Origin of the sequence: Cupriavidus oxalaticus, assembly GCF_004768545.1 — a bacterium.
Classification (GTDB): domain Bacteria; phylum Pseudomonadota; class Gammaproteobacteria; order Burkholderiales; family Burkholderiaceae; genus Cupriavidus; species Cupriavidus oxalaticus_A.
Window position 1 is genome coordinate 1,284,408 of the sequence record NZ_CP038634.1, and the last position, 18,420, is coordinate 1,302,827.

General features: G+C 69.1%; 16 protein-coding genes and 1 pseudogene. 5 read left to right on the forward strand and 12 right to left on the reverse strand.

Annotation, left to right across the window (positions count from 1 at the left end; genetic code table 11):
- Nucleotides 1–21 precede the first annotated feature (21 nt).
- The 6 genes from E0W60_RS05720 to chrA all read right to left on the reverse strand — a co-directional run bounded on the left by E0W60_RS05720 (nt 22) and on the right by chrA (nt 6,295).
- The gene (locus E0W60_RS05720; RefSeq protein ID WP_205751604.1) at nt 22–1,620 is read right to left on the reverse strand and encodes a sulfite reductase subunit alpha; all 1,599 of its coding nucleotides are present in this window, start codon (nt 1,618–1,620) and stop codon (nt 22–24) included.
- The gene (locus E0W60_RS05725; RefSeq protein WP_205751605.1) at nt 1,617–2,645 is read right to left on the reverse strand and encodes an FAD:protein FMN transferase; all 1,029 of its coding nucleotides are present in this window, start codon (nt 2,643–2,645) and stop codon (nt 1,617–1,619) included. The genes E0W60_RS05720 and E0W60_RS05725 overlap by 4 nt, the downstream gene beginning before the upstream one ends.
- A gap of 11 nt (nt 2,646–2,656) precedes the next feature.
- The gene (locus E0W60_RS05730) at nt 2,657–3,523 is read right to left on the reverse strand and encodes a DUF4198 domain-containing protein (RefSeq protein ID WP_135703314.1); all 867 of its coding nucleotides are present in this window, start codon (nt 3,521–3,523) and stop codon (nt 2,657–2,659) included.
- 19 nt (nt 3,524–3,542) lie between these two features.
- On the reverse strand, nt 3,543–4,067 hold the full coding sequence (locus tag E0W60_RS05735) for a DUF2271 domain-containing protein (RefSeq protein WP_135703315.1): 525 nt from the start codon (nt 4,065–4,067) through the stop codon (nt 3,543–3,545).
- Nucleotides 4,068–4,142: 75 nt separating this feature from the next.
- On the reverse strand, nt 4,143–4,799 hold the full coding sequence (locus E0W60_RS05740) for a PepSY-associated TM helix domain-containing protein (RefSeq protein WP_135703316.1): 657 nt from the start codon (nt 4,797–4,799) through the stop codon (nt 4,143–4,145).
- A 272-nt stretch (nt 4,800–5,071) separates the two neighbouring features.
- Complete coding sequence (gene chrA, locus E0W60_RS05745) at nt 5,072–6,295, reverse strand: chromate efflux transporter (protein ID WP_135703317.1); 1,224 nt, start codon at nt 6,293–6,295, stop codon at nt 5,072–5,074.
- A 341-nt stretch (nt 6,296–6,636) separates the two neighbouring features.
- Here chrA and E0W60_RS05750 point away from each other — a divergent pair, with 341 nt between their 5' ends.
- Nucleotides 6,637–8,193: a methyl-accepting chemotaxis protein gene (locus tag E0W60_RS05750; RefSeq protein ID WP_133095616.1), complete on the forward strand. Its 1,557-nt coding sequence runs from the start codon at nt 6,637–6,639 to the stop codon at nt 8,191–8,193.
- A 121-nt stretch (nt 8,194–8,314) separates the two neighbouring features.
- On the forward strand, nt 8,315–8,566 hold the full coding sequence (locus E0W60_RS05755) for a GlsB/YeaQ/YmgE family stress response membrane protein (RefSeq protein WP_133095615.1): 252 nt from the start codon (nt 8,315–8,317) through the stop codon (nt 8,564–8,566).
- On the opposite strand, the gene E0W60_RS05760 is transcribed toward E0W60_RS05755, so the two are convergent.
- On the reverse strand, nt 8,539–11,805 hold the full coding sequence (locus E0W60_RS05760; protein WP_135703318.1) for a transglycosylase domain-containing protein: 3,267 nt from the start codon (nt 11,803–11,805) through the stop codon (nt 8,539–8,541). The two genes, E0W60_RS05755 and E0W60_RS05760, sit on opposite strands and share 28 nt — an antisense overlap.
- A gap of 260 nt (nt 11,806–12,065) precedes the next feature.
- Complete coding sequence (locus E0W60_RS05765; protein WP_135703319.1) at nt 12,066–13,100, reverse strand: aldo/keto reductase; 1,035 nt, start codon at nt 13,098–13,100, stop codon at nt 12,066–12,068.
- A 293-nt stretch (nt 13,101–13,393) separates the two neighbouring features.
- On the opposite strand from E0W60_RS05765, the gene E0W60_RS05770 reads away from it, so the two are divergent.
- Genes E0W60_RS05770 through E0W60_RS05780 form a run of 3 tightly spaced genes read left to right on the forward strand, consistent with a single transcriptional unit; the run spans nt 13,394 to nt 16,632 of the window.
- Nucleotides 13,394–14,623, forward strand: a complete 1,230-nt coding sequence (locus E0W60_RS05770) for an NAD(P)/FAD-dependent oxidoreductase (protein WP_135703320.1) — start codon at nt 13,394–13,396, stop codon at nt 14,621–14,623.
- Between the two features lie 42 nt (nt 14,624–14,665).
- The gene (gene fabG, locus E0W60_RS05775; RefSeq protein ID WP_133095610.1) at nt 14,666–15,397 is read left to right on the forward strand and encodes a 3-oxoacyl-ACP reductase FabG; all 732 of its coding nucleotides are present in this window, start codon (nt 14,666–14,668) and stop codon (nt 15,395–15,397) included.
- Nucleotides 15,398–15,417: 20 nt separating this feature from the next.
- A complete protein-coding gene (locus E0W60_RS05780; protein WP_135703321.1) occupies nt 15,418–16,632 on the forward strand; it encodes a cation:proton antiporter in 1,215 nt (404 codons plus the stop codon).
- Nucleotides 16,633–16,692: 60 nt separating this feature from the next.
- Here E0W60_RS05780 and E0W60_RS37455 read toward each other — a convergent pair.
- From E0W60_RS37455 to E0W60_RS05800, 4 genes and pseudogenes are all read right to left on the reverse strand, one after another.
- A pseudogene (locus E0W60_RS37455) lies at nt 16,693–16,767 on the reverse strand (glutathione S-transferase family protein); the annotation flags it as partial.
- Nucleotides 16,768–16,799: 32 nt separating this feature from the next.
- Entirely contained in the window at nt 16,800–17,753 is a 954-nt protein-coding gene (pip, locus tag E0W60_RS05790) for a prolyl aminopeptidase (RefSeq protein WP_135703322.1), read from the reverse strand.
- A 70-nt stretch (nt 17,754–17,823) separates the two neighbouring features.
- Nucleotides 17,824–18,213, reverse strand: a complete 390-nt coding sequence (locus tag E0W60_RS05795) for a type II toxin-antitoxin system HicB family antitoxin (protein WP_135703323.1) — start codon at nt 18,211–18,213, stop codon at nt 17,824–17,826.
- A gap of 24 nt (nt 18,214–18,237) precedes the next feature.
- Nucleotides 18,238–18,420, reverse strand: coding sequence for a type II toxin-antitoxin system HicA family toxin (locus E0W60_RS05800; RefSeq protein ID WP_135703324.1), 183 nt, complete (start codon nt 18,418–18,420; stop codon nt 18,238–18,240).

Genomic DNA, 18,420 nt, shown 5'->3' on the forward strand with positions numbered 1-18,420 from the left:
TCCGCACGGCACGTGGTGCAATCAGTAGACGTCGCGCCGGTAGCGGCCCTCGTCGGCAAGCTGGCGCAGCGCGGGTTCGCCGAGGATTTCCGTGAGGGCCTCGTTGACGCCGCCGGCCATGCCTTGCAGGCTGCCGCAAACATAGATGGCCGCGCCTTCCTGCACCCACTCGCGCACCAGCGCCGCCTGCGCGCGCAGCGCGTCCTGCACGTAGTGCGGCGTGGCGCCGTCGCGCGACCAGGCGTGGTCGACACGCTGCAGCGTGCCGTCGGCCCGCCATGCGGCCAGTTCGTCGGCGAAGAAGGCGTCATGCTGCGCCGAGCGCTCGCCGAACAGCAGCCAGTTGCGGCGCCGTGCCGCCGCGGCGCACGCCTTCAGGTGGGCGCGCAGGCCGGCCAGCCCGGTGCCGTTGCCGACCAGGATCAGCGGCCGATCGTCGGCGGGTGGATGGAAGCTGCGGTTGGCGCGGATGCGCAGCGCAATGCGCGCGCCCACGGCCGCATGCTCGGTCAGCCAGCCGGAGGCCAGCCCCAGCCGGCCGTCGTCGCGGCGCGCCTGCCGCACCAGCAGTTCGAGGCGGCCGTCCTGCGGCAGCGAAGCAATTGAATACTCGCGGTGCGGCAGCGGCGACAGCGCATCGACCAGCTGCTGCGGCGGTACGGCCTGCATCGCGGCAAAGTGGACGTCGGGCAGCGGCATGCGCGTGGCCAGCGCCTCGGCTAGCGTCAGGTCGCGGGCGTCGCAGCGCACCGGCGTGGCACCGTCCAGCGCGAGGCGCGCCAGCAGCCGCGCGACCTCGGCCGGCGCATGGCATGGGCCGACTTCGGCGATATCGCCCGGCTGCCAGTCGAGCGCGTCGCGGTCCCGCGGCTCCAGCACCACGTGGAACGCCGGCGCGCCGTGGCTGCCGGGATTCAGGTGGCGGCGCTGGGCCAGCACCCAGTCGCCGTAGGGCTGGCGCTCCCAGTCGGCAATCTCGGCGCCGCCGCTGAGCGCCGACAGGTGGTTCTGCCAGTGGCGCAGCGCGCCGGCATCGCCGTTGTCGACCTCGATCAGGTCGAACAGCGGCTGCGCGCGATGGCGCTGCAGCCAGTGGTCGAGCGCGTGGCCAAAGGCGCAGAAGCGCGCGTAGCTGCTGTCGCCGAGCGCCAGGATGCCGTAGCGCAGCTCGCGCAGCCCGTCCGCGCGGCCAGCCAGCAGCCGGCGCGCAAACCCGCAGGCGCTGTCGGGCGCGTCGCCCTCGCCGGTGGTACTGACCACGAACAGCGCCTGCCGGCAGGCGGCCAGCCGGCCGGCATCGACATCGGCCAGCGACAGCAATTGCACCGGCATGCCGGCGCCCTGCAGCGCGGTCGCGGTCTGCAGCGCGAGCTGCTCGGCAAACCCGGTCTGGCTGGCATAGGCGACCAGCGTGGCGCCGTCCGTGGTGCCTGCCAATGCCGCCACGCGCGTGCGCCGCTGGCGGTGGGTCGCCAGCACCGTGCCGCAGAAGCCGGCATAGGCGGCGACCACGCCGGCGGCGATGGCGCTGCGCGACGGTCCCAGCAGCGACAGCGCCACGCCGCCGGCCAGCGCCAGCCAGCTGGCGCCGGCAAAGGGTGAAAGGATGGGACGGCTCATGCCAGCATCGCGGCAAAAGCCGGGGAAAGATGTTCGTCGAAACCGCCCGGCGTGCGCACCAGGAAGCGCGCGGCAATGCCGTGGCGGCGCGCGTGCGCCATGCCGGCCTCGGGGCCGAGCACGGTCAGCGCGGTGGACAGCGCATCGGCCAGCATGCACTGCGGGTGGATCACCGTGACCGAAGCCAGCGCGTGGCTGGCCGGGTAGCCGGTGCGCGGGTCGATGGTATGCGCATAGCGCCGGCCGTCGCGGTCAAAGTAGCGGCGGTAGTCGCCGGAGGTGGCGACGGACAGGCCGTGCAATGCCAGCAGGGTCTGCCCGTGCTGTTTTTCCTGTTTTTCTTGTTCGTCGCTGCCCAGGCCCGGCGGCGCTTCCAGCGCGACCCACCACGGCATGCCGTCAGGCTTGACGCCATGGCCGCGCAGTTCGCCGCCGATCTCGGTCAGGTGGTGCGCCAAACCCTGCGTGTCGAGGTAGCGCGCCACCGCGTCGACGGCAAAGCCCTTGGCGATGGCGCAGAAATCCAGTGACACGCCGCCGGGCTGGCGCGCGCGCCTTGCATCGTCATCGAGTTCGATGCGCGACCAGCCACAGCGGCCGCGCGCTGCCTGGACGGCATCGGGCGACGGCGGCGCGCCGCGCCGCGGCGCCGGGCCGAAACCCCACAGGTCGACCAGCGGCCCGGCGCTCGGGTCATATGCGCCGCCGCTGTCGCGCGCCACCTGCAGCGCGCATTGCAGCACGGCAAAGCAATCGGGCGGCAGCTCGTGCCAGCTGCCCGCCCCGGCGCGGTTGAAGCGGCTGATATCGGAATCCGGCTCCCAGTTGCTCATCTGCGCAATCACGCCGTCGATCACCGAGGCGATGCCTGCGCCGATGGCATCGGCATCCGCAGCCGGCGGCAACATGGCCACGACCGACCAGGTCGTGCCCATGCTCGCGCCGCCCCAGCGGTGCTGCCGCCCATCGCGCGCGGGCGGCACCGGAGGTGCTTGCAGCGCGACGGGGACCAGGATGCGGTTCATCAGCGCAATGCTTATTGCGGCAGCACTTCTACCGTGACCGCGTAGGTCGCGCGGCGCGACTTGGCCTGCTTGAAGGTCGCCTTGTCGTCGCGCACCTCGGCTTCCATCCAGTACATGCCGGGCGCCGGCCACTTAACGCTGAACTTGCCGTCGGCGTCGGTGGTGACGCTGAGCTCCTGCAGCTTGTCGCGATAGCGGATGCCGCCCGGCACCACCTCGACCTTCAGATTGGCGGCGGGCTTGCCGTCGAGCAGCAGGCGGAAGCTGGCGGTGTCGCCTGCGACCAGGTCGTTGGGATGCGTAATCGGGGCCAGCTCCAGGCCGCGGCCGGTGGTGCGCAGGCCCTTGTCGCTGGGCTTGCCGGCGGTGACGAAGGACTCGACCCGCCCTTCGGCCTGCGTGACCGTCAGCTCCTGCGCGTTGGCCGGGACTTCCCTGGCGAAGTTCTCCGCCGAGCCGCGCCAGCGCTTTGCCTGGCCATCGACCTTGTAGCTGGCGAACACGCCCTGGTTGACCACCGCCACGCGGTACGTGCCCGGCTGCGTCAAGTGCACGTCGAAGGTGCTGCGGTACTTGCCGGTCGCCGCGTTCTCGGCCTTGACGGCGCTGCCGTCCGGTGCGGTCACCTGCAGGTTGTCGAGGCGCAGCGGCACGTGCTCGAAGTAGAACAGGTCGTTGGAGACCGCGGCGTCCACGGTCACCCACGAATCGTTGCCCGACAGCACGGTGGCCGACGGCAGCAGCCACTGGCGGTGCGCGTGCGCGGCCAGCGGCGCCAGCGCGGCCAGGGCGAGCACGGCCAGGTTGGTGGCCATGTGGGTGGCCATGCGGGAACGGGCGGGGGACAGGATGGCAGACAGGTTGGCGGCGGGTTTCATCGTCGGGCTCCGGGAAGGATTACGGCTTCAGGTCGACGGTGACACCGCCGAGTTCGTGGTCGCCCTTGGCGCGGGCGGTCTGTGCGGCTTGCGGCGGCCAGGTGAACGGCACGCGCACCAGCTCGCGTCCGCCGACTTCGCGCGCGGCTTCGACCACCAGCTGGTAGTCGCCCGCCGGCAGCTTGCCCAGCGGGTTCTTGCCGTCGCGGAAGCTGACCGTGTGCTCGCCCGGCGCGCGGGTCGCGCCCGAGATGCCGTCGGCCGGCATGTTCAGGTCGCGGCCGGCCTTGCGCCACCACTGGCGCATGTCCTTGAGCCACTTGGTGCCCTCGTTTTCCTTGAGCTTGCCGTCATACCAGACCGCCAGGGTCTGCACCGGGCTCTGGTCGGCGCGCTCGACCCACATCGCCACATAGGGCTTGTGGTACCCGGCCACGTTAAGTCGCGGGATTTCCACCTTGACGTTCAGGTCGGCGGCCAGCGCGGGGCCCGCGAACGGGACCGTGGCCATGCCGGTCAGGGTGACGGAGAGCAGTCGGCGCATATTCGGAGAAACCTCGTCAGTGAGATGCAGCAGGAAAATCGATCGGGATGCCGGCGTGCCTGGCCAGGGCCAGGCTCAGTGAATGAACAACACCGCCAGCAGCAGCGGCACCACCAGCCCCAGGCCGACCAGCGGCCAGGTCGCCAGCCGCCCGCCCGCATGCAGCTTGAGCAGGAACAGGCCGGTGACGCTGAAGACCAGGCACGCGAGCGCGAACACATCCAGGAACAGGCTCCATGCCTGGCCGGTGTTGCGGCCCTTGTGCAGGTCGTTCAGGTAGGAGATCGCGCCGCGCGTGGTTTTCTCGTACTGGGCCTCGCCGCTGTCGAGCTCAAGGCTGACCCAGGCATCGCCGCCCGGGCGCGGCAGCGCCACGTAGATTTCATCGGCCGACCATTCGGCCTCGCGCCCGCCGGCATCGACATCGAGCGCCTGTGCCAGCCAGGCGGCCAGCGCTTCGGGCACGGGCGCCTTGCGATCGCGGGCCTTGCCGTCGCCAGCGGGCTCCTGCGCGCGCAGCGTGTCGAGCAGCGCAGCGGGGGCGGTGGCATGGCGCGTCTCGACCGCGGGCTTTGCCTCGATCTGCGATGCGTGGTTAAGCGTAAATCCGGTCACGGCAAACAGCATCATCCCGATCAGGCAGATCGCGGAACTGATCCAGTGCCACTGGTGAAGGTGCTTGAGCCAGAACGCGCGGCGCTGCTGGCCGGAAGCTGGCTGGGATTCGGTCATCGCGGTGGTAGGCGGCTGGCCCCGGTAGGACCGGCGGCCGGCCCTGCTGGGAATCCTGGGAAGCTGGAGCGCCGCCTTGCACACAAGACGCAGGGGTTGTGCCATTGCCATCACAATGACGGACGCAGGAGAGAAGGATAATCGTTCGCATTTGAATGCGCAAACGGTTCCGGGCGCGTCAGGTTACGGCGCATTACAAGGGTCAGGCTTTGTGTGTGTGTGCGGCGCGCGCCCTCCTCGGATGCGCCGCTATAGCCACTATGACAGCGGCGCTACAACCACGTGCCCGCCGCCCACCCCGCCACGCCGCTGGCCAGCACCACCAGCCAGGGCGGCAGCTTCCACAGCATCAGCGCCACCAGCGCCAGCGCGACCAGCACGATATCGAGCGGCCCGCGCACCGCGCTGACCCACACCGGCTGCCACAGCGCCGCCAGCAGCAGCCCCACCACGGCCGCGTTGACGCCGGCCAGAGCCGCCTGTGCCCGGCGGTTGCGGCGCAGGCTATCCCAGTAAGGCAGCGCGCCGATGACCAGCAGCGCGCCGGGCAGGAAGATCGCCACCGTGCACAGCAGCCCGCCGGCCCAGCCGGACGGCGGCACCTGCGACGAGGCGCCCAGGAAGGCGGCAAACGTAAACAACGGGCCGGGCATGGCCTGGGCCACGCCGTAACCGGCGAGGAAGGTTTCCTTGCCGACCCAGCCGGGCGCCACCACTTCGGCGTCCAGCAGCGGCAGCACCACGTGGCCGCCGCCGAAGACCAGCGCGCCAGCGCGGTAGAAGGCATCGAACAGGCGCACGGCGGGATCGGCGCTCAACTGCGCCAGCACCGGCAGACCGGCCAGCAGCAAGGCGAATGCCACCAGCAGCAGCGCCCCGGCACGATGGCTGACCGGCAGTCCGAGCGGCTCATGCGTGCCGGCCAGCGCCGGCCGCAGCAGCAAGGCGCCCGCCAGCGCCGCAACGGCCATCACCGCCACCTGCGTCCACGCCCCCGGCAGCGCCAGCACCGCGCCCGTGGCGGCGATCATGATGGCGATGCGCACCGGGCCACGGCACAGCGTGCGCGCCATGCCCCACACCGCCTGCGCCACCACCGCCACCGCCACCAGCTTGAGCCCGTGCAGCACCCCGGGTGCCGCGGCCATGCCGTAGTGCGAGACGCCCAGCGCGAACAGGATCATCAGCAATGCCGACGGCAGCGTGAAACCCAGCCATGCGGCGAGCGCGCCAGCGTACCCCGCGCGCGACAGCCCCAGCGCGATCCCGGTCTGGCTGCTGGCTGGGCCAGGCAGGCACTGGCACAGCGCGACCACGTCGGCATAGGCGGCCTCGCTCAGCCACTGGCGGCGCCGCACCAGCTCATCGCGGAAGAACGCCAGGTGCGCAACCGGACCGCCGAACGACGTCAGGCCGAGGTGCAGGAACACCAGGAACACGGCAAGCGGCCCCTCGTGGCGGTGGGTGTTTTCGGAGGGGCTCGGCAAGGTGGCCATGTGCGCGGGGATCGATGGAGATAAGAAAGGCTACGTCGGTGCAACGCGCCGATTCTGCCGGATTTCCGGGGGCAACGGCGCGACAAGAGCCGGCAGCAGCACGTCTCGCATGCCACCCATAAAAAATAAGCGCTCACTACAGCACTTATAAGGCAAATGTATTAAAGCCAAACAACCACACCGCTTCCATGGACGGTATTACCCCAATCAAGTTAGTTTCCTGCCCCGCCGTTAGCCCGCAGACGCACACGCATGCCCGGACAGGCGCCAACCACGAATGACGCCGCAGATGCGTGTCACCGATGAGCAATGCGCAATGCGCTGAAGGAGGAATGGAAAGCATGCTGGACAACCTGAGCCTGAAGAAAAAACTGATGCTGCCGCTGGTGCTGAGCTGGGTCTGCCTGCTCGGCATCACGCTGTGGAACGCCTGGCACATACGCACGCTGCGCATGGATGAGCGCCGGCTCGACCTGGCTCACGTCACCGACACCGCGGTCTCGGTGGTGGCCGAGTACGAAGCGCTGGCCAGGGCCGGCAAGCTGCCCGCCGACGAGGCCAGGCAGCAGGCCATCGAGCGCGTGCGTGCGATGCGCTTCGGCGCCGACGGCTACTTCACGCTGATGCGCTCCGACACCGTGGTGCTGATGCACCCGTTCAAGCCGGAGATGAACGGCAAGGCGATGGAGGGGATGAAGGACCCTAACGGCGTCTACCTGTTCCGCGATATCGCCGCGATCGGCAAGGGTGCCGGCAAGGGCTTCGTCGAATACCTGTGGCCCAAGCCGGGCGCCGAGGCGCCGCAGCCGAAGCTGAGTTACGTGGCCAACTTCCGCCCGTGGGACTGGAACTTTATCGCCGGGCTGTACCTGGATGACATCGAGGCGGCGTTCCGCGCCGAGCTGTGGAAGGCGCTGGGCCTGCTGCTGGCGGTCGGCGCGCTGATGTCGCTGGTGATGGTGCGCGTCTCCGCCAGCCTGCACCGCCAGCTCGGCGGCGAGCCGGCGGCCACCGCGCAGATCGCCGGCCGCATTGCCGAGGGCGACCTCGCCGGCCATGTCGAAGTGCGCCCGGGCGACGAGCACAGCGTGCTGTTCGCGATGCAGCGCATGCAGGCGCGCCTGACCGGCGCGATCGGCAGCATCCGCGGCTCGGCCGATTCGATCGCCGGCGCCGCCAAGCAGATCGCCGCGGGCAACGCCGACCTGTCGCGCCGCAGCGAAGAGCAGGCCGCCTCGCTGCAGGAAACCGCGGCGAGCATGGAGCAGCTCACCAGCACCGTGCGCCAGAGCGCCGACAACGCGCGCCAGGCCAGCCGCCTGGCGGAGGGTGCCTCGGACATCGCCGTGCGCGGCGGCACCATCGTCAACCAGGTGGTCGGCACCATGGGCGAGATCAAGCAGGCCTCGGGCAAGGTGGCCGACATCATCGGCGTGATCGAGGGCATTGCCTTCCAGACCAACATCCTGGCGCTGAACGCCGCAGTGGAAGCCGCGCGCGCCGGCGAGCAGGGCCGCGGCTTTGCCGTGGTGGCCGGCGAGGTGCGCACGCTGGCGCAGCGCAGCGCCACCGCCGCCAAGGAGATCAAGGCGCTGATCGGCGACTCGGCGCAGCGCGTGGAAGACGGCGCGGTGCTGGTGGAAAGCGCCGGCAAGGCGATGGACGAGATCGTGGCAGCGGTCAAGCGCGTGACCGACCTGATGGGCGAGATGCGGGCCGCCACCGAGGAGCAGACCGGCGGCATCGAGCAGGTCAACCAGGCGGTGTCGCAGATGGATCAGATGGCGCAGCAGAACGCGGCGCTGGTGGAAGAGGCGGCGGCCGCGGCGGCGTCGCTGGAGGACCAGGCCGACATGCTGCACCGGGCCGTCGGCCAGTTCCGGCTGGCGCGCGCCTGACCGCAGCGGCGCTGTCACGTCAGCGTCATACGCGGCCGGCGGCTGCGTGTATCATGAAGCGCAGCCGGCTGCACCATGCAGCCGGCCCCCATCCTAAGCAGTCCACTACCGGGAGCGCACCATGATGGCATTCATCGGCACCGTGTTCGTTGGCCTCATCGTCGGACTGATCGCACGGGCGGTGAAGCCCGGCGAAGACAAGATGGGCTGGATCATGACCATCATCCTCGGCGTGCTGGGCTCGGTGGTGGCCGGCTACGTCGGCCGCGCGATGGGCTGGTACCAGCCGGGCCAACCGGCCGGCTGGATCGCCTCGGTGATCGGCGCGATCGTGCTGCTGGTGATCTACGGCATGGTCCGCCGCAAGGGCTGACTGGCCTTGCGCACGGTGATGGCATCGTTGGCGTCGGCCAGGCTCGGCGCTTCGGGCTTGGCCGGCGCAGGCGCCGCGGGCTGAGCCACCGCGTCGGCGCGGGGCGGCGGGGCTTCCAGCCCCTGCGCCATGCTGGCGCCCGGCACGGCTTCGGCCGGTGACGCCATGGTCGGCACGCGCGGCATGCGCAGGCCCGGCGCCGCATCACGGCAGCGCAGCAGCGCACGGTCGCCGCCTGGCGCCATCGCCGCCACCTGCGGCGCGATCGCGCGCAGCACCCGCACCGCCAGCGCGCTGGTAAAGCTGTAGCGCACCGCGTACGGCTCGCGCACATTGACCACCACGGTGCCGAAGAAGCGCTCGCCCAGCGTAAAGACGAACGTCGCCGAGCGGTTCACCGAGCGCGACGAGATCAGCCGCCCGCCCGGCCCGTACACCTGGAAGCGCTGGTCGCCGGTGCCGGTCTTGCCCGCCACCGTCAGCGACCCGCCGTCGCGGCCCGGCACCGTGAAAGCGCCGCGGATCGACTTGGCGGTGCCGCGTTCCACCACGTCCAGCATCGAACGCCGCGCCAGCTCGGCCACCTCGGCCGGCAGCACGCGCTTGCCCGGGCCCGGCTGCAGCACGTAGCGCGTGGCGTAGGGCGTGCCGTCGGCAAAGGCCAGGCTGCGCACCGCTGCACTCTGCGTGGCCACGCCGCCGGCCAGCAGGATGCCGGCCAGCTCGGCCAGCGCCGCCGGACGGTCGCCCGCCGCGCCGATCGCGCTGGCGTACGACGGCGTCAGCGAATCGAACGGATAGCCCACCCGTTGCCAGCGCCTGGCGATGCGGGTGAAGGCGTCCTGCTCCAGCAGCGTGCGGATGCGGTTGTCCTGGCCCGCCTTGCTGCGCGTCTTGAACAGCCACTTGTAGACTTCCTGGCGCTCCGCCGTGCTGGCGCGCAGCAGCTCCGTCAGCGTGGCGTCGGGGTGCTGGTCCAGGTACTCCACCATCCACAGTTCCAGCGGATGCACCCGTGACAGGTAGCCGCGGTCGTTCAGGTTGAACTTGTCCTTGCCGTACTTGCGGTACAGCGCGGGCAGGTCTTCCTTGGCGAGCTGCTTGTCGCCCAGGCGCGCGCGCATGATGCGGATATAGCTGTCCTCGTCCAGGTAGGGGCGCGCGCTCAGCAGCGTCACCGACATGCGCACCGCGTTGATGTGCGGGATGGTCATGCGCACGCGGCCCAGCAGCGTATCCAGCCGCTGCTCGGAAGTCTTGCCGCGGTAGCGCTGGTAGAAGTTGACCATGTAGGCGCTGCCTTCCTGGTCGGCAAAGCGCTCCAGGTACTCGCGCCGGCCCGGGGCGTTGCGGTCCTCGAACAGGTCGCCGATGTCCGGATTGGCGTGGAAGGTCTCGTAGCGCACGATGTCGCGCATCATGCGGATGAAGACCAGGTTGACCGAATGCTGGAACGCGATGCGCACGGTCATGTTGCGCTCGCCCGCCGAGCGCTCGAAGTTGGTGAAGCTCTGCAGCCCGCCGCCGGTGTAGAAGCCTTCCCCGGCGCTGCCGGAGTACTTGCGCTCCATCGCGGCCTCGAGCATCGCCATCAGTTCGCGCTCCTCGGGCTTCTTCGCCTTGGACAGGTAATCCACCGCCCAGTGGGCAAGCACATCCTGCCGTGCCAGCCGCACCCCGGCCAGTTCGGCGCGGCCCATGCCGGCGTATTGCGCATGCAGCTCGCTGACGATTTCCAGGTAGGTCACCAGCGTGCGCAGCTTGGCGGTCGAACCGAGGTTCAGCCGCGCGCCGCTGTTGATGTCGAACGGCTGGTCGATGTTGTCGGCCTGCACCCGCACCACGTTGGCGTTGCCGACACGCTCGAACAGCGTGAAGCTGGTCATCAGCTTCGACGGGTCGTCGTTGTCGCGCAGCAGGTTATGGCCGTACAGGCCCATGGCGCGCGCGTCCGTCTTGTTGTTCACGCGCTGCAGCGTCTCGGTGACGATGCGCTGCGCCTCGCGGTTGATGGTGCTGTCGACCGTCAGGTCGAGCCGGTCCATGTCGTAGCGGCTTTCCACGCCGGTCAGGCGGGTGACATCGGCGCGAACGCGGTTGACGGCCTTGCGCGTGACGAACGGCTCCTGCGGCCCGCGCTGCGGCGGCGCGGCCTTGTCCAGCGGCTGCGCCAGCGCCGCGTCGCGCAGCTCGGCGGTGATGACGCTGTTGGCGGCCAGCAAGCGCAGGTAGCTGGCCGTCAGCGCATCCAGGTTGGTGTCGTCGCGGCGCAAATGGTAAGACGGCCGGCGCTGCGAGATGATCAGCGACAGCGCTCGCTTGAATACCTGCGCCTGGCGCGGCTCGGGCGCGCGCTGGTCCATTTCCTTGAGCAGCCGGTTGACCTCGCCGAAGTCCTCGCCATACCACACCCACAGCGCGTCGCCGATGCCGTTGATCTCGCCGAAGCCCTCGCGCGCCGACAGCGGCACGGTGTTGAGGTAGTCGACCACGATGCGCTCGCGCGCGCGCTGCGTGTCGGGTCCGTCCAGGTAAGCGCGCAACGACGCCGATGCCATCTGCCGGAATTTCTCGGGGATCGACGCGGTGCGTCCTTCGGGTGAGTGCCGGTACTTCTCGATCTGCGTGGCCAGCGTGCTGCCGCCGGGCGCGTCGTGCGAACGGTCGGCCAGCCGGATGAACTGGTCGAGCACCGCGCGCGACAGCCGGCGCCAGTCCAGCGCCGGGTTCATGTTGGGGTATTCGGGGTTGAGCAGGCCCTGGTTCTCGACGTACAGCAGCGCGCTCACCAGCAGCGGCGGCACCGTGGCGAAGTCGGGATACTGGCGCTGCGGATAGCGCTCGAACGCCAGCGTCAGCCCGTTGCAGTCGCGCAGCAGGAGGCCGGCCTGGTTCTTCTCGCGGTACGGCGCGAACAAGCCCTGGTCCATCAGCCTGACCATGTCGGGCGACATGCGCGCCTGCTCGGCGGGAACGTAGCCGCGCTGCTGCAGCCGTTGCGCGAACTGCGGCAGCAGGCCGTAGCCCATGCGTGCGTCGTAAGGACCGGAATGCGGAAAGCGGATGCTGTCGCTGGCGCCAGGCTGGATCTCGAAGGTCAGCCGCTGGCCGAGCTCGCCGATGAGCCGCGCCTGCCAGTGCGAATTGCGCACTTCGCTCGCGACAAAGCTATACACGACGTAGACGCCCCCGGTGAGGGCGACCGCCAAGCCAGCGAAAATCCAGCCACGACGCGACACGTTTGGGCTTCCCTGTTTGGCCGGCGTTGCGCGCATCGGAATCCGCGCACCAGCTCGAAGCGCAATGTTCTCGCGGCACGCGCATTGCGCGTGCCGCCTGTCTTGATATTAGTAGGAGTCTGGCCGGCGTGCATCAAGCATGCGCGAGGTCATGGCGTTATTGACCCTCGCCCTGCATCGCGCCGTCGCTAACGCGCGTCATTCGGAGACGCGCTTGCGCCACATGCCGGCGTGCCCTGCACCGCCGGCGTGCGTCGCTGTCATGCCTGCTGCGCGCGTGCCACCGGCCGTCCCCCGAACGGGTAGCCCGGGTCGTTGTAGCCGTGGGTCGACGCATGCCCCGGCGCGACCAGCGCATCGATCATCGATTCTTCGTCGGGCGTGATCGCAGCCCCGAGCGCACCGAAGTAATCTTCGAACTGCGCCAGCGTGCGCGGCCCCGCGATAACCGACGAAATGATGGGGTTGGCCAGCACCCACGCCGTGGCGAACTGCCCCGGCGTCAGGCCGCGCGCCTCGGCATGCGCCTTGAGTTGCTGTGCGATCACCAGCGATTCCTCGCGGAATTCGGTTTCCATCATGCGGCGGTCGGCACGGCCGGCGCGCGTGCCCTGTTCCGGCGCCTGTCCGGGCGCGTACTTGCCGGTCAGCACGCCGCGCGCCACCGGGCTGTAGGGCACCACACCCAGGCCGTAGTGCTCGCAAGCCGGCAGGATCTCCACCTCGGGCAGGCGGTTCAGCAGGTTGTAGTACGGCTGGCAGGCCACCGGGCGCGGCACGCCCAGCTCGCCGCACAGCCGCGCGATCTCGGCAAGGCGCCAGCCGCGGAAGTTCGACACCGCCCAGTAGCGGATCTTGCCGCTGCGCACCAGGTCGCCCATCGCGCGGACCGCCTCTTCCAGGTTCTCGCCGGGATAGTCGCGGTGCAGGTAGAGGATATCGATGTAGTCGGTCGCGAGCCGGTGCAGGCTGTCCTCGACCGCGCGCGTGATCCACACGCGCGAGTAGTGCGAGTGGTTGGGCGCGGGCTGCATTACGTTGCCGAGCTTGGTCGCCAGCACCCAGTCGTGGCGGTTCGCGGTCAGCAGCCGGCCGACCATCTGCTCCGACGCGCCCTTGGTGTAGACATCGGCCGTATCGATGAAATTCACGCCGTGGTCACGCGCGCTGGCAACGATGCGCGCCGCCTCGGCCTCGTCGGTCTGGTCGGCAAACATCATGGTGCCCAGGCACAGCGCTGAAACGCGCAGGTTGCTGACGCCGAGGCGGCGGTAGGGCATGGTGGTGGCTGGCATGGGATTCTCCGGAAGGGGGGTGTGACCACGGTCCCACATTTTGCCGGGAGTTGGGCAGGCTTGCCGGCAAGCGCACCGTCAGATGGCGGGCAGCGAAATAAACGCGGCCGCCATGCGCTTTTTATTGCACCCCTTGCAGCACCTTTGCTGCACACCCGATTCCGCGCGACAGCGCCCTGAAATGGTTTCAAGATGTTGCTGGAACGCCAACTGGCGACGATTTACCGCCATATTCTTGCGTTTGCCGGCGGCGCCCACCCCGCCGGCCTGACCAGGAACAAGGATCGGACACCATGCAAACGGAAACCACGGATGTCGTCATCATCGGCGCAGGCCCGGCCGGCTCGGTCGCGGCGGGCCTGCTGCGCAAGCACGGAATCCCGGTACTGGTGATCGAGAAGGAAATCTTCCCGCGCTTTTCGATCGGCGAGAGTTTGCTGCCGCAGAGCATGGCCTATATCGAAAGCGCCGGCATGCTGCGCGCGGTGGTCGAAGCCGGCTTCCAGTACAAGAACGGCGCCGCGTTCTCCCGCGCCGGCCAGCACACCGCCTTCGACTTCCGCGAAAAATTCTCTCCCGGCTGGGGCACGACCTACCAGGTGCAGCGTGCCCGCTTCGACGATGTGCTGATCCGCGAGGCGGCACGCCAGGGCGCCGAGGTCCGTTTCGCGCATCTGGTCGAGAACGTCGATGTCAGCGGCGCGCAGCCCGAGGTGACGGTGCGCGCGCCGGAGGGCAGCCGGTACCGGGTGCGCGCGAAATTCCTGCTCGATGCCTCGGGCTTCGGCCGCATCCTGCCGCGCCTGCTCAAGCTGGAGTCGCCGTCGGGCTTCCCGGTGCGCAGCGCGCTCTTCACCCATGTCGAGGACCGGATCGCGCCGGGGGGCTTCGACCGCAACAAGATCCTGATCAGCGTGCATCCGCAGCACCCGGATGTCTGGTACTGGACCATCCCGTTCTCGGACGGCCGCTGCTCGCTCGGCGTGGTGGCGGAGAAGGCGTTCCTGGACAACTACACCGGCACCGAGACCGAGCGGCTGCGCGCGCTGGTGGCGGAGGAGCCCGGGCTGGCGAGCCTGCTTGCCGATGCCTGCTGGGACACCCCGGCGCGGCAGATCGCGGGCTATTCGGCCAACGTCAGTTCGCTGTGGGGCAATGGCTACGCGCTGCTCGGCAATGCCGGCGAATTCCTCGATCCGGTGTTTTCCTCCGGCGTCACCATTGCCTTCAAGTCGGCCAGCCTGGCCGTGGAGTGCCTGGTGCGCCAGCTCGGCGGCGAAGCGGTGGACTGGGAGAAGGATTTCGCGCAGCCGCTGCGAGCGGGCGTGGATTGCTTCCGCGTCTTTGTCGAAGCATGGTATGAAGGCCGCTTCCAGAAGCTGATTTTCTACCCCAATGCCACGCCGGAGATCCGCAGCATGATCAGCGCGGTGCTGGCCGGATATGCCTGGGACCGCAACAACCCGTTCGTCGCCGATCCGCGCCGCCGCATGGCGGTGCTGGAAGAATTCTGCAACGTCTGACCGCCGCCGAGCCGGCATGGCAATTCTGCAAGGACAACAAGCATGACCAATCCGACCGTACTGGTCACCGGATCGTCGCGTGGCATCGGCCGCGCCATCGCGCTGCGCCTGGCGCGCGATGGCTATGACGTGGTGGTCCATTGCCGCGCACGCCGCGACGAAGCCGAAGCCGTGGCCGACGCGGTGCGCGCCCATGGCAGCAGGTCGCGCGTGCTGTGCTTCGACGTCAGCCGCCGCGACGAGGCAGCGGCCACGCTGCTGGCCGACATCGCCACGCACGGCTGCTACTACGGCGTGGTCTGCAATGCCGGGCTGGCCCGCGACGCGGCCTTCCCGGCCATGACCGGCGCCGAATGGGACGAGGTGGTGCACACCAACCTCGATGCCTTCTACAACGTGCTCAACCCGGTGGTGATGCCGATGGTGCAGCGCCGCCAGCCTGGCCGCATCGTCACGCTGTCGTCGGTCTCCGGACTGGTCGGCAACCGCGGGCAGGCCAACTACAGCGCCGCCAAGGCGGGCATCATCGGCGCCACCAAGGCGCTCGCCATCGAACTGGCCAAGCGCGCCATCACGGTCAACTGCGTCGCGCCCGGCCTGATCGACACCGACATGGTCGAGGCGCACGTGCGCGAGGAAGCGCTGCGCCTGATCCCGGCGCGGCGCATGGGCACGCCGGACGAGGTTGCCGCCACCGTCGCCTTCCTGCTGTCGCCCGATGCCGGCTATATCACGCGGCAGGTGATTTCGGTCAACGGCGGGATGTTCGGGTAAGGCATGGCCGGGGAGATCCGATGAACGCGGTAAGCATCTTCTTCCTGCAGGCCATGCTGGTGGTGGCGCTTCCCTACCTGCTGTGGCGCGGCGCGGGCCTGCAGGCCGCCTTTCCGCTGGTGGCGGTGCAGGTGCTGGCCGGCATCCTGCTCGGGCCGTCGGTGTTCGGCCAGCTGGCGCCCCAGCGCTGGTCGGCGCTGTTCGGCCCCGATCACCTGCCGATGCTGTCCGGCCTGCAATGGCTCGCCGTGACGCTGTTCTGCTTCCTGACCGGCCTGCATTTGCGCGAAGACGCGGCGACGACGCACTGGCATGACACCCTGCGCATCTCGCTGGGCAGCATCGCGGCGCCGTTCGTGCTCGGCGGCGTGACGGGATGGTGGATGATCCGCGCCGGCTGGCCGGTGGCGGGCGAGCATGCCGATCCCTACTGGTTCGCCTGCGCGATGGGGATCTGCACCGCGGTCACCGCGCTGCCCGTGCTAGGCGCGCTGCTGCGCGAGATGCGGCTGACCGGCACGCCGCTGGGCCAGCTCGCGCTGCGCTGCGCGGCGGTCAATGACGCGTGGGTGTGGCTGTTCCTGACGCTGGTGCTGCTGCAGCAGGGCAGCCAGCAAGGCGCCAGCGCGCTGGTGACCGGAGTGCGCGCCGGCGCCTACCTCGCCTTCATGTTCGGCGTGGTGCGCCCCGCGCTCGCCTGGCTGCTGCGCCGCGCGCAGGAGACGGAACTACTGCTGGCGGTCGCCTTCTTCCTGGTGCTGGCGTCGGCATTCCTGGGCGAGCTGGCCGGGCTGCATCACGTGATGGGCGGCTTCGTCGCCGGGCTGGCCTGGCCGTCGCAGGCGGCACAGCGCGTGCGCCAGCAGCTGGAACCGATGACGGTGGTGGTGCTGTTGCCATTCTTCTTCCTTGCCGCCGGGCTGCGTACCGAGATTTCGCTGCAGGAACCGATGACGCTGTGGATCGCCGCACTGTCGCTGGTCGTCGCCATTGCCGGCAAGATGGCCGGCGTTGCGCTGCCGGCGCTGCGCGCGGGCATGGGCTGGCGCAAGTCGCTCGCGCTGGGCGCGCTGCTGCAGACCAAGGGACTGGTCGAGGTGGTGGTGCTGACCGTGCTGCTGGACGCGCGCGTCATCAGCACGACGGCATTCTCGGGGCTGCTGCTGATGGCGCTGGCCAGTACACTGCTGGCGCGTCCTCTGACCTTGCTCGCGACACATGGCCGCTTGCGCTGAGCGGCGGCCGGAGGCGCGAATGGCATCCTGTCGCTTGCCGCCGGCGATCGCCGGCTGCTTTCAGTCCCGGTCCGGCGCGCCCGGCGGAAAGAGCGAGCGATAGGGCCGCGCCTCGTCGACGGCGCGTGCGAAGAGCTGCATCGTGGTCTCCTGTCGGCGCGCCAGCACTACGCCGCGGCGAAGCGGTCCGTGGCGGCGATCAGCTGGTCCATGATCCCCGGTTCCGTCCACGCATGGCCCGCCCCTTCGATCAGGTGAAAATCGGCCTTCGGCCAGGCCTTGTGCAGGGCATGCGCATAGCGTACCGGGCACGGCATGTCATAGCGGCCATGTACGATGACCCCGGGAATATCCGCCAGCCTGTACGCATCGCGCAGCAGCTGGCCATCCTCCAGCCAGCAGCGGTGCGTGAAGTAATGGTTCTCCAGCCGCGCAAAGGCAAGCGCGAAGTGGCTGTCGTCATGCTTGGCGCTGTTGCCGGCATCCGGCAGCAGCGTGATGGTCTCGCCTTCCCACACGCTCCAGGCACGCGCGGCTTCGACCTGCTTGTCCTTGTCGTCGCCGGTCAGCAGCTTGCGATAGGCCGCCATCATGTTGCCGCGCTCCGCTTCGGGCACCGGCGCCTGGAAGCGCTCCCATTTCTCGGGGAACATCTCGGACACGCCATACTGGTAGTACCAGTCCAGCTCTGCCTGCGACACCGTGTAGATGCCGCGCAGCACCAGTTCGCTGACGCGCCGCGGATGCTTCTGCGCATAGGCCAGCGCGAGCGTCGAGCCCCAGGAGCCGCCGAAGACCAGCCAGCGCTCCACGCCGGCAAGTTCGCGCAGCCGCTCGATATCGTCGACCAGGTGCCACGTGGTGTTGTGCTCCAGCCCGGCATGCGGCGTCGATCGTCCGCAGCCGCGCTGGTCGAACAGCAGCACGTCATAGCGCGCCGGGTCGAACAGGCGCCGATGGTCGGCCGAGATCCCGCCACCGGGGCCGCCGTGCAGGAACACCGCCGGCTTGGCGCCCGGCGTGCCGACGCGCTCGTAATAGAGCACGTGGCCGTCGCCGACATCGAGCGTGCCGCAGTGGTAGGGCTCGATTTCGGGGTAGAGGGTACGGAGGGAGGGCATGGGGGGTGGCTCCGGTGGTCTCGAGGCCACAGTGTACGCTGCCGCAATGGGGAATCGCGTCAGCCGCCGATCAGCCTTGTTCCATCTCGTGCTGTGCCGCCAGCGCGAGAAATGCCGATCGGCTCATATGCCGGCTTTTGGCAGCATCATCGATTTGCTGGACCAAGCGCTCTGGCAAGCTGATGTTCACCCGTACGGCTCTTGTGTTGACGCGCGACAAGTCGATGTCGACCAGCATCCAGATGCCGCCCTGATACTGCGGATGATGAAACCAGCGCTCCGGACTGGATGGTTCGGGAATCGGCTCCCCGTCGGCAAAGTGGGCTTCGACAGCCTCCTGCGCGTTGGCTGGAATGTCCGCCCAGTCATCGGCAGCGGAAAAGCATCCGGGGAAATCCGGAAACGAGATGCCGTGGGCGTGCTTTGCGTCGCCGGGCTCGATATGGACGGGATATAGCATGGGGCGATCAGAAAAAATTTTCTGTTACCGGAGGCGGGCCTGCTTGAGGATGCTGCGCACCGTGCCGAGTGGCAGGTCTTTCTTCGGGTGAGGCACCGTTACCTTTCCTGGTTTGGTGGGGTGCCTGAACTGATGGTGCGATCCGACGATGTGCGTCAAATACCAGCCGTCGGACATCAGTTGCCTGATCAGGTCCGCGCTCTTCAT

Excerpts from the sequence above, each read along its gene's own strand:
- E0W60_RS05800 (WP_135703324.1), bottom strand. The coding sequence starts at position 18,420 with ATGAAGAGCGCGGACCTGATCAGGCAACTGATGTCCGACGGCTGGTAT.
- E0W60_RS05770 (WP_135703320.1), top strand. The coding sequence starts at position 13,394 with ATGCAAACGGAAACCACGGATGTCGTCATCATCGGCGCAGGCCCGGCC.
- E0W60_RS05750 (WP_133095616.1), top strand. The coding sequence starts at position 6,637 with ATGCTGGACAACCTGAGCCTGAAGAAAAAACTGATGCTGCCGCTGGTG.
- E0W60_RS05735 (WP_135703315.1), bottom strand. The coding sequence starts at position 4,067 with ATGCGCCGACTGCTCTCCGTCACCCTGACCGGCATGGCCACGGTCCCG.
- E0W60_RS05780 (WP_135703321.1), top strand. The coding sequence starts at position 15,418 with ATGAACGCGGTAAGCATCTTCTTCCTGCAGGCCATGCTGGTGGTGGCG.
- fabG (WP_133095610.1), top strand. The coding sequence starts at position 14,666 with ATGACCAATCCGACCGTACTGGTCACCGGATCGTCGCGTGGCATCGGC.
- E0W60_RS05720 (WP_205751604.1), bottom strand. The coding sequence starts at position 1,620 with ATGAGCCGTCCCATCCTTTCACCCTTTGCCGGCGCCAGCTGGCTGGCG.
- E0W60_RS05730 (WP_135703314.1), bottom strand. The coding sequence starts at position 3,523 with ATGAAACCCGCCGCCAACCTGTCTGCCATCCTGTCCCCCGCCCGTTCC.
- E0W60_RS05765 (WP_135703319.1), bottom strand. The coding sequence starts at position 13,100 with ATGCCAGCCACCACCATGCCCTACCGCCGCCTCGGCGTCAGCAACCTG.
- chrA (WP_135703317.1), bottom strand. The coding sequence starts at position 6,295 with ATGGCCACCTTGCCGAGCCCCTCCGAAAACACCCACCGCCACGAGGGG.
- E0W60_RS05755 (WP_133095615.1), top strand. The coding sequence starts at position 8,315 with ATGATGGCATTCATCGGCACCGTGTTCGTTGGCCTCATCGTCGGACTG.
- pip (WP_135703322.1), bottom strand. The coding sequence starts at position 17,753 with ATGCCCTCCCTCCGTACCCTCTACCCCGAAATCGAGCCCTACCACTGC.
- E0W60_RS05795 (WP_135703323.1), bottom strand. The coding sequence starts at position 18,213 with ATGCTATATCCCGTCCATATCGAGCCCGGCGACGCAAAGCACGCCCAC.
- E0W60_RS05740 (WP_135703316.1), bottom strand. The coding sequence starts at position 4,799 with ATGACCGAATCCCAGCCAGCTTCCGGCCAGCAGCGCCGCGCGTTCTGG.
- E0W60_RS05725 (WP_205751605.1), bottom strand. The coding sequence starts at position 2,645 with ATGAACCGCATCCTGGTCCCCGTCGCGCTGCAAGCACCTCCGGTGCCG.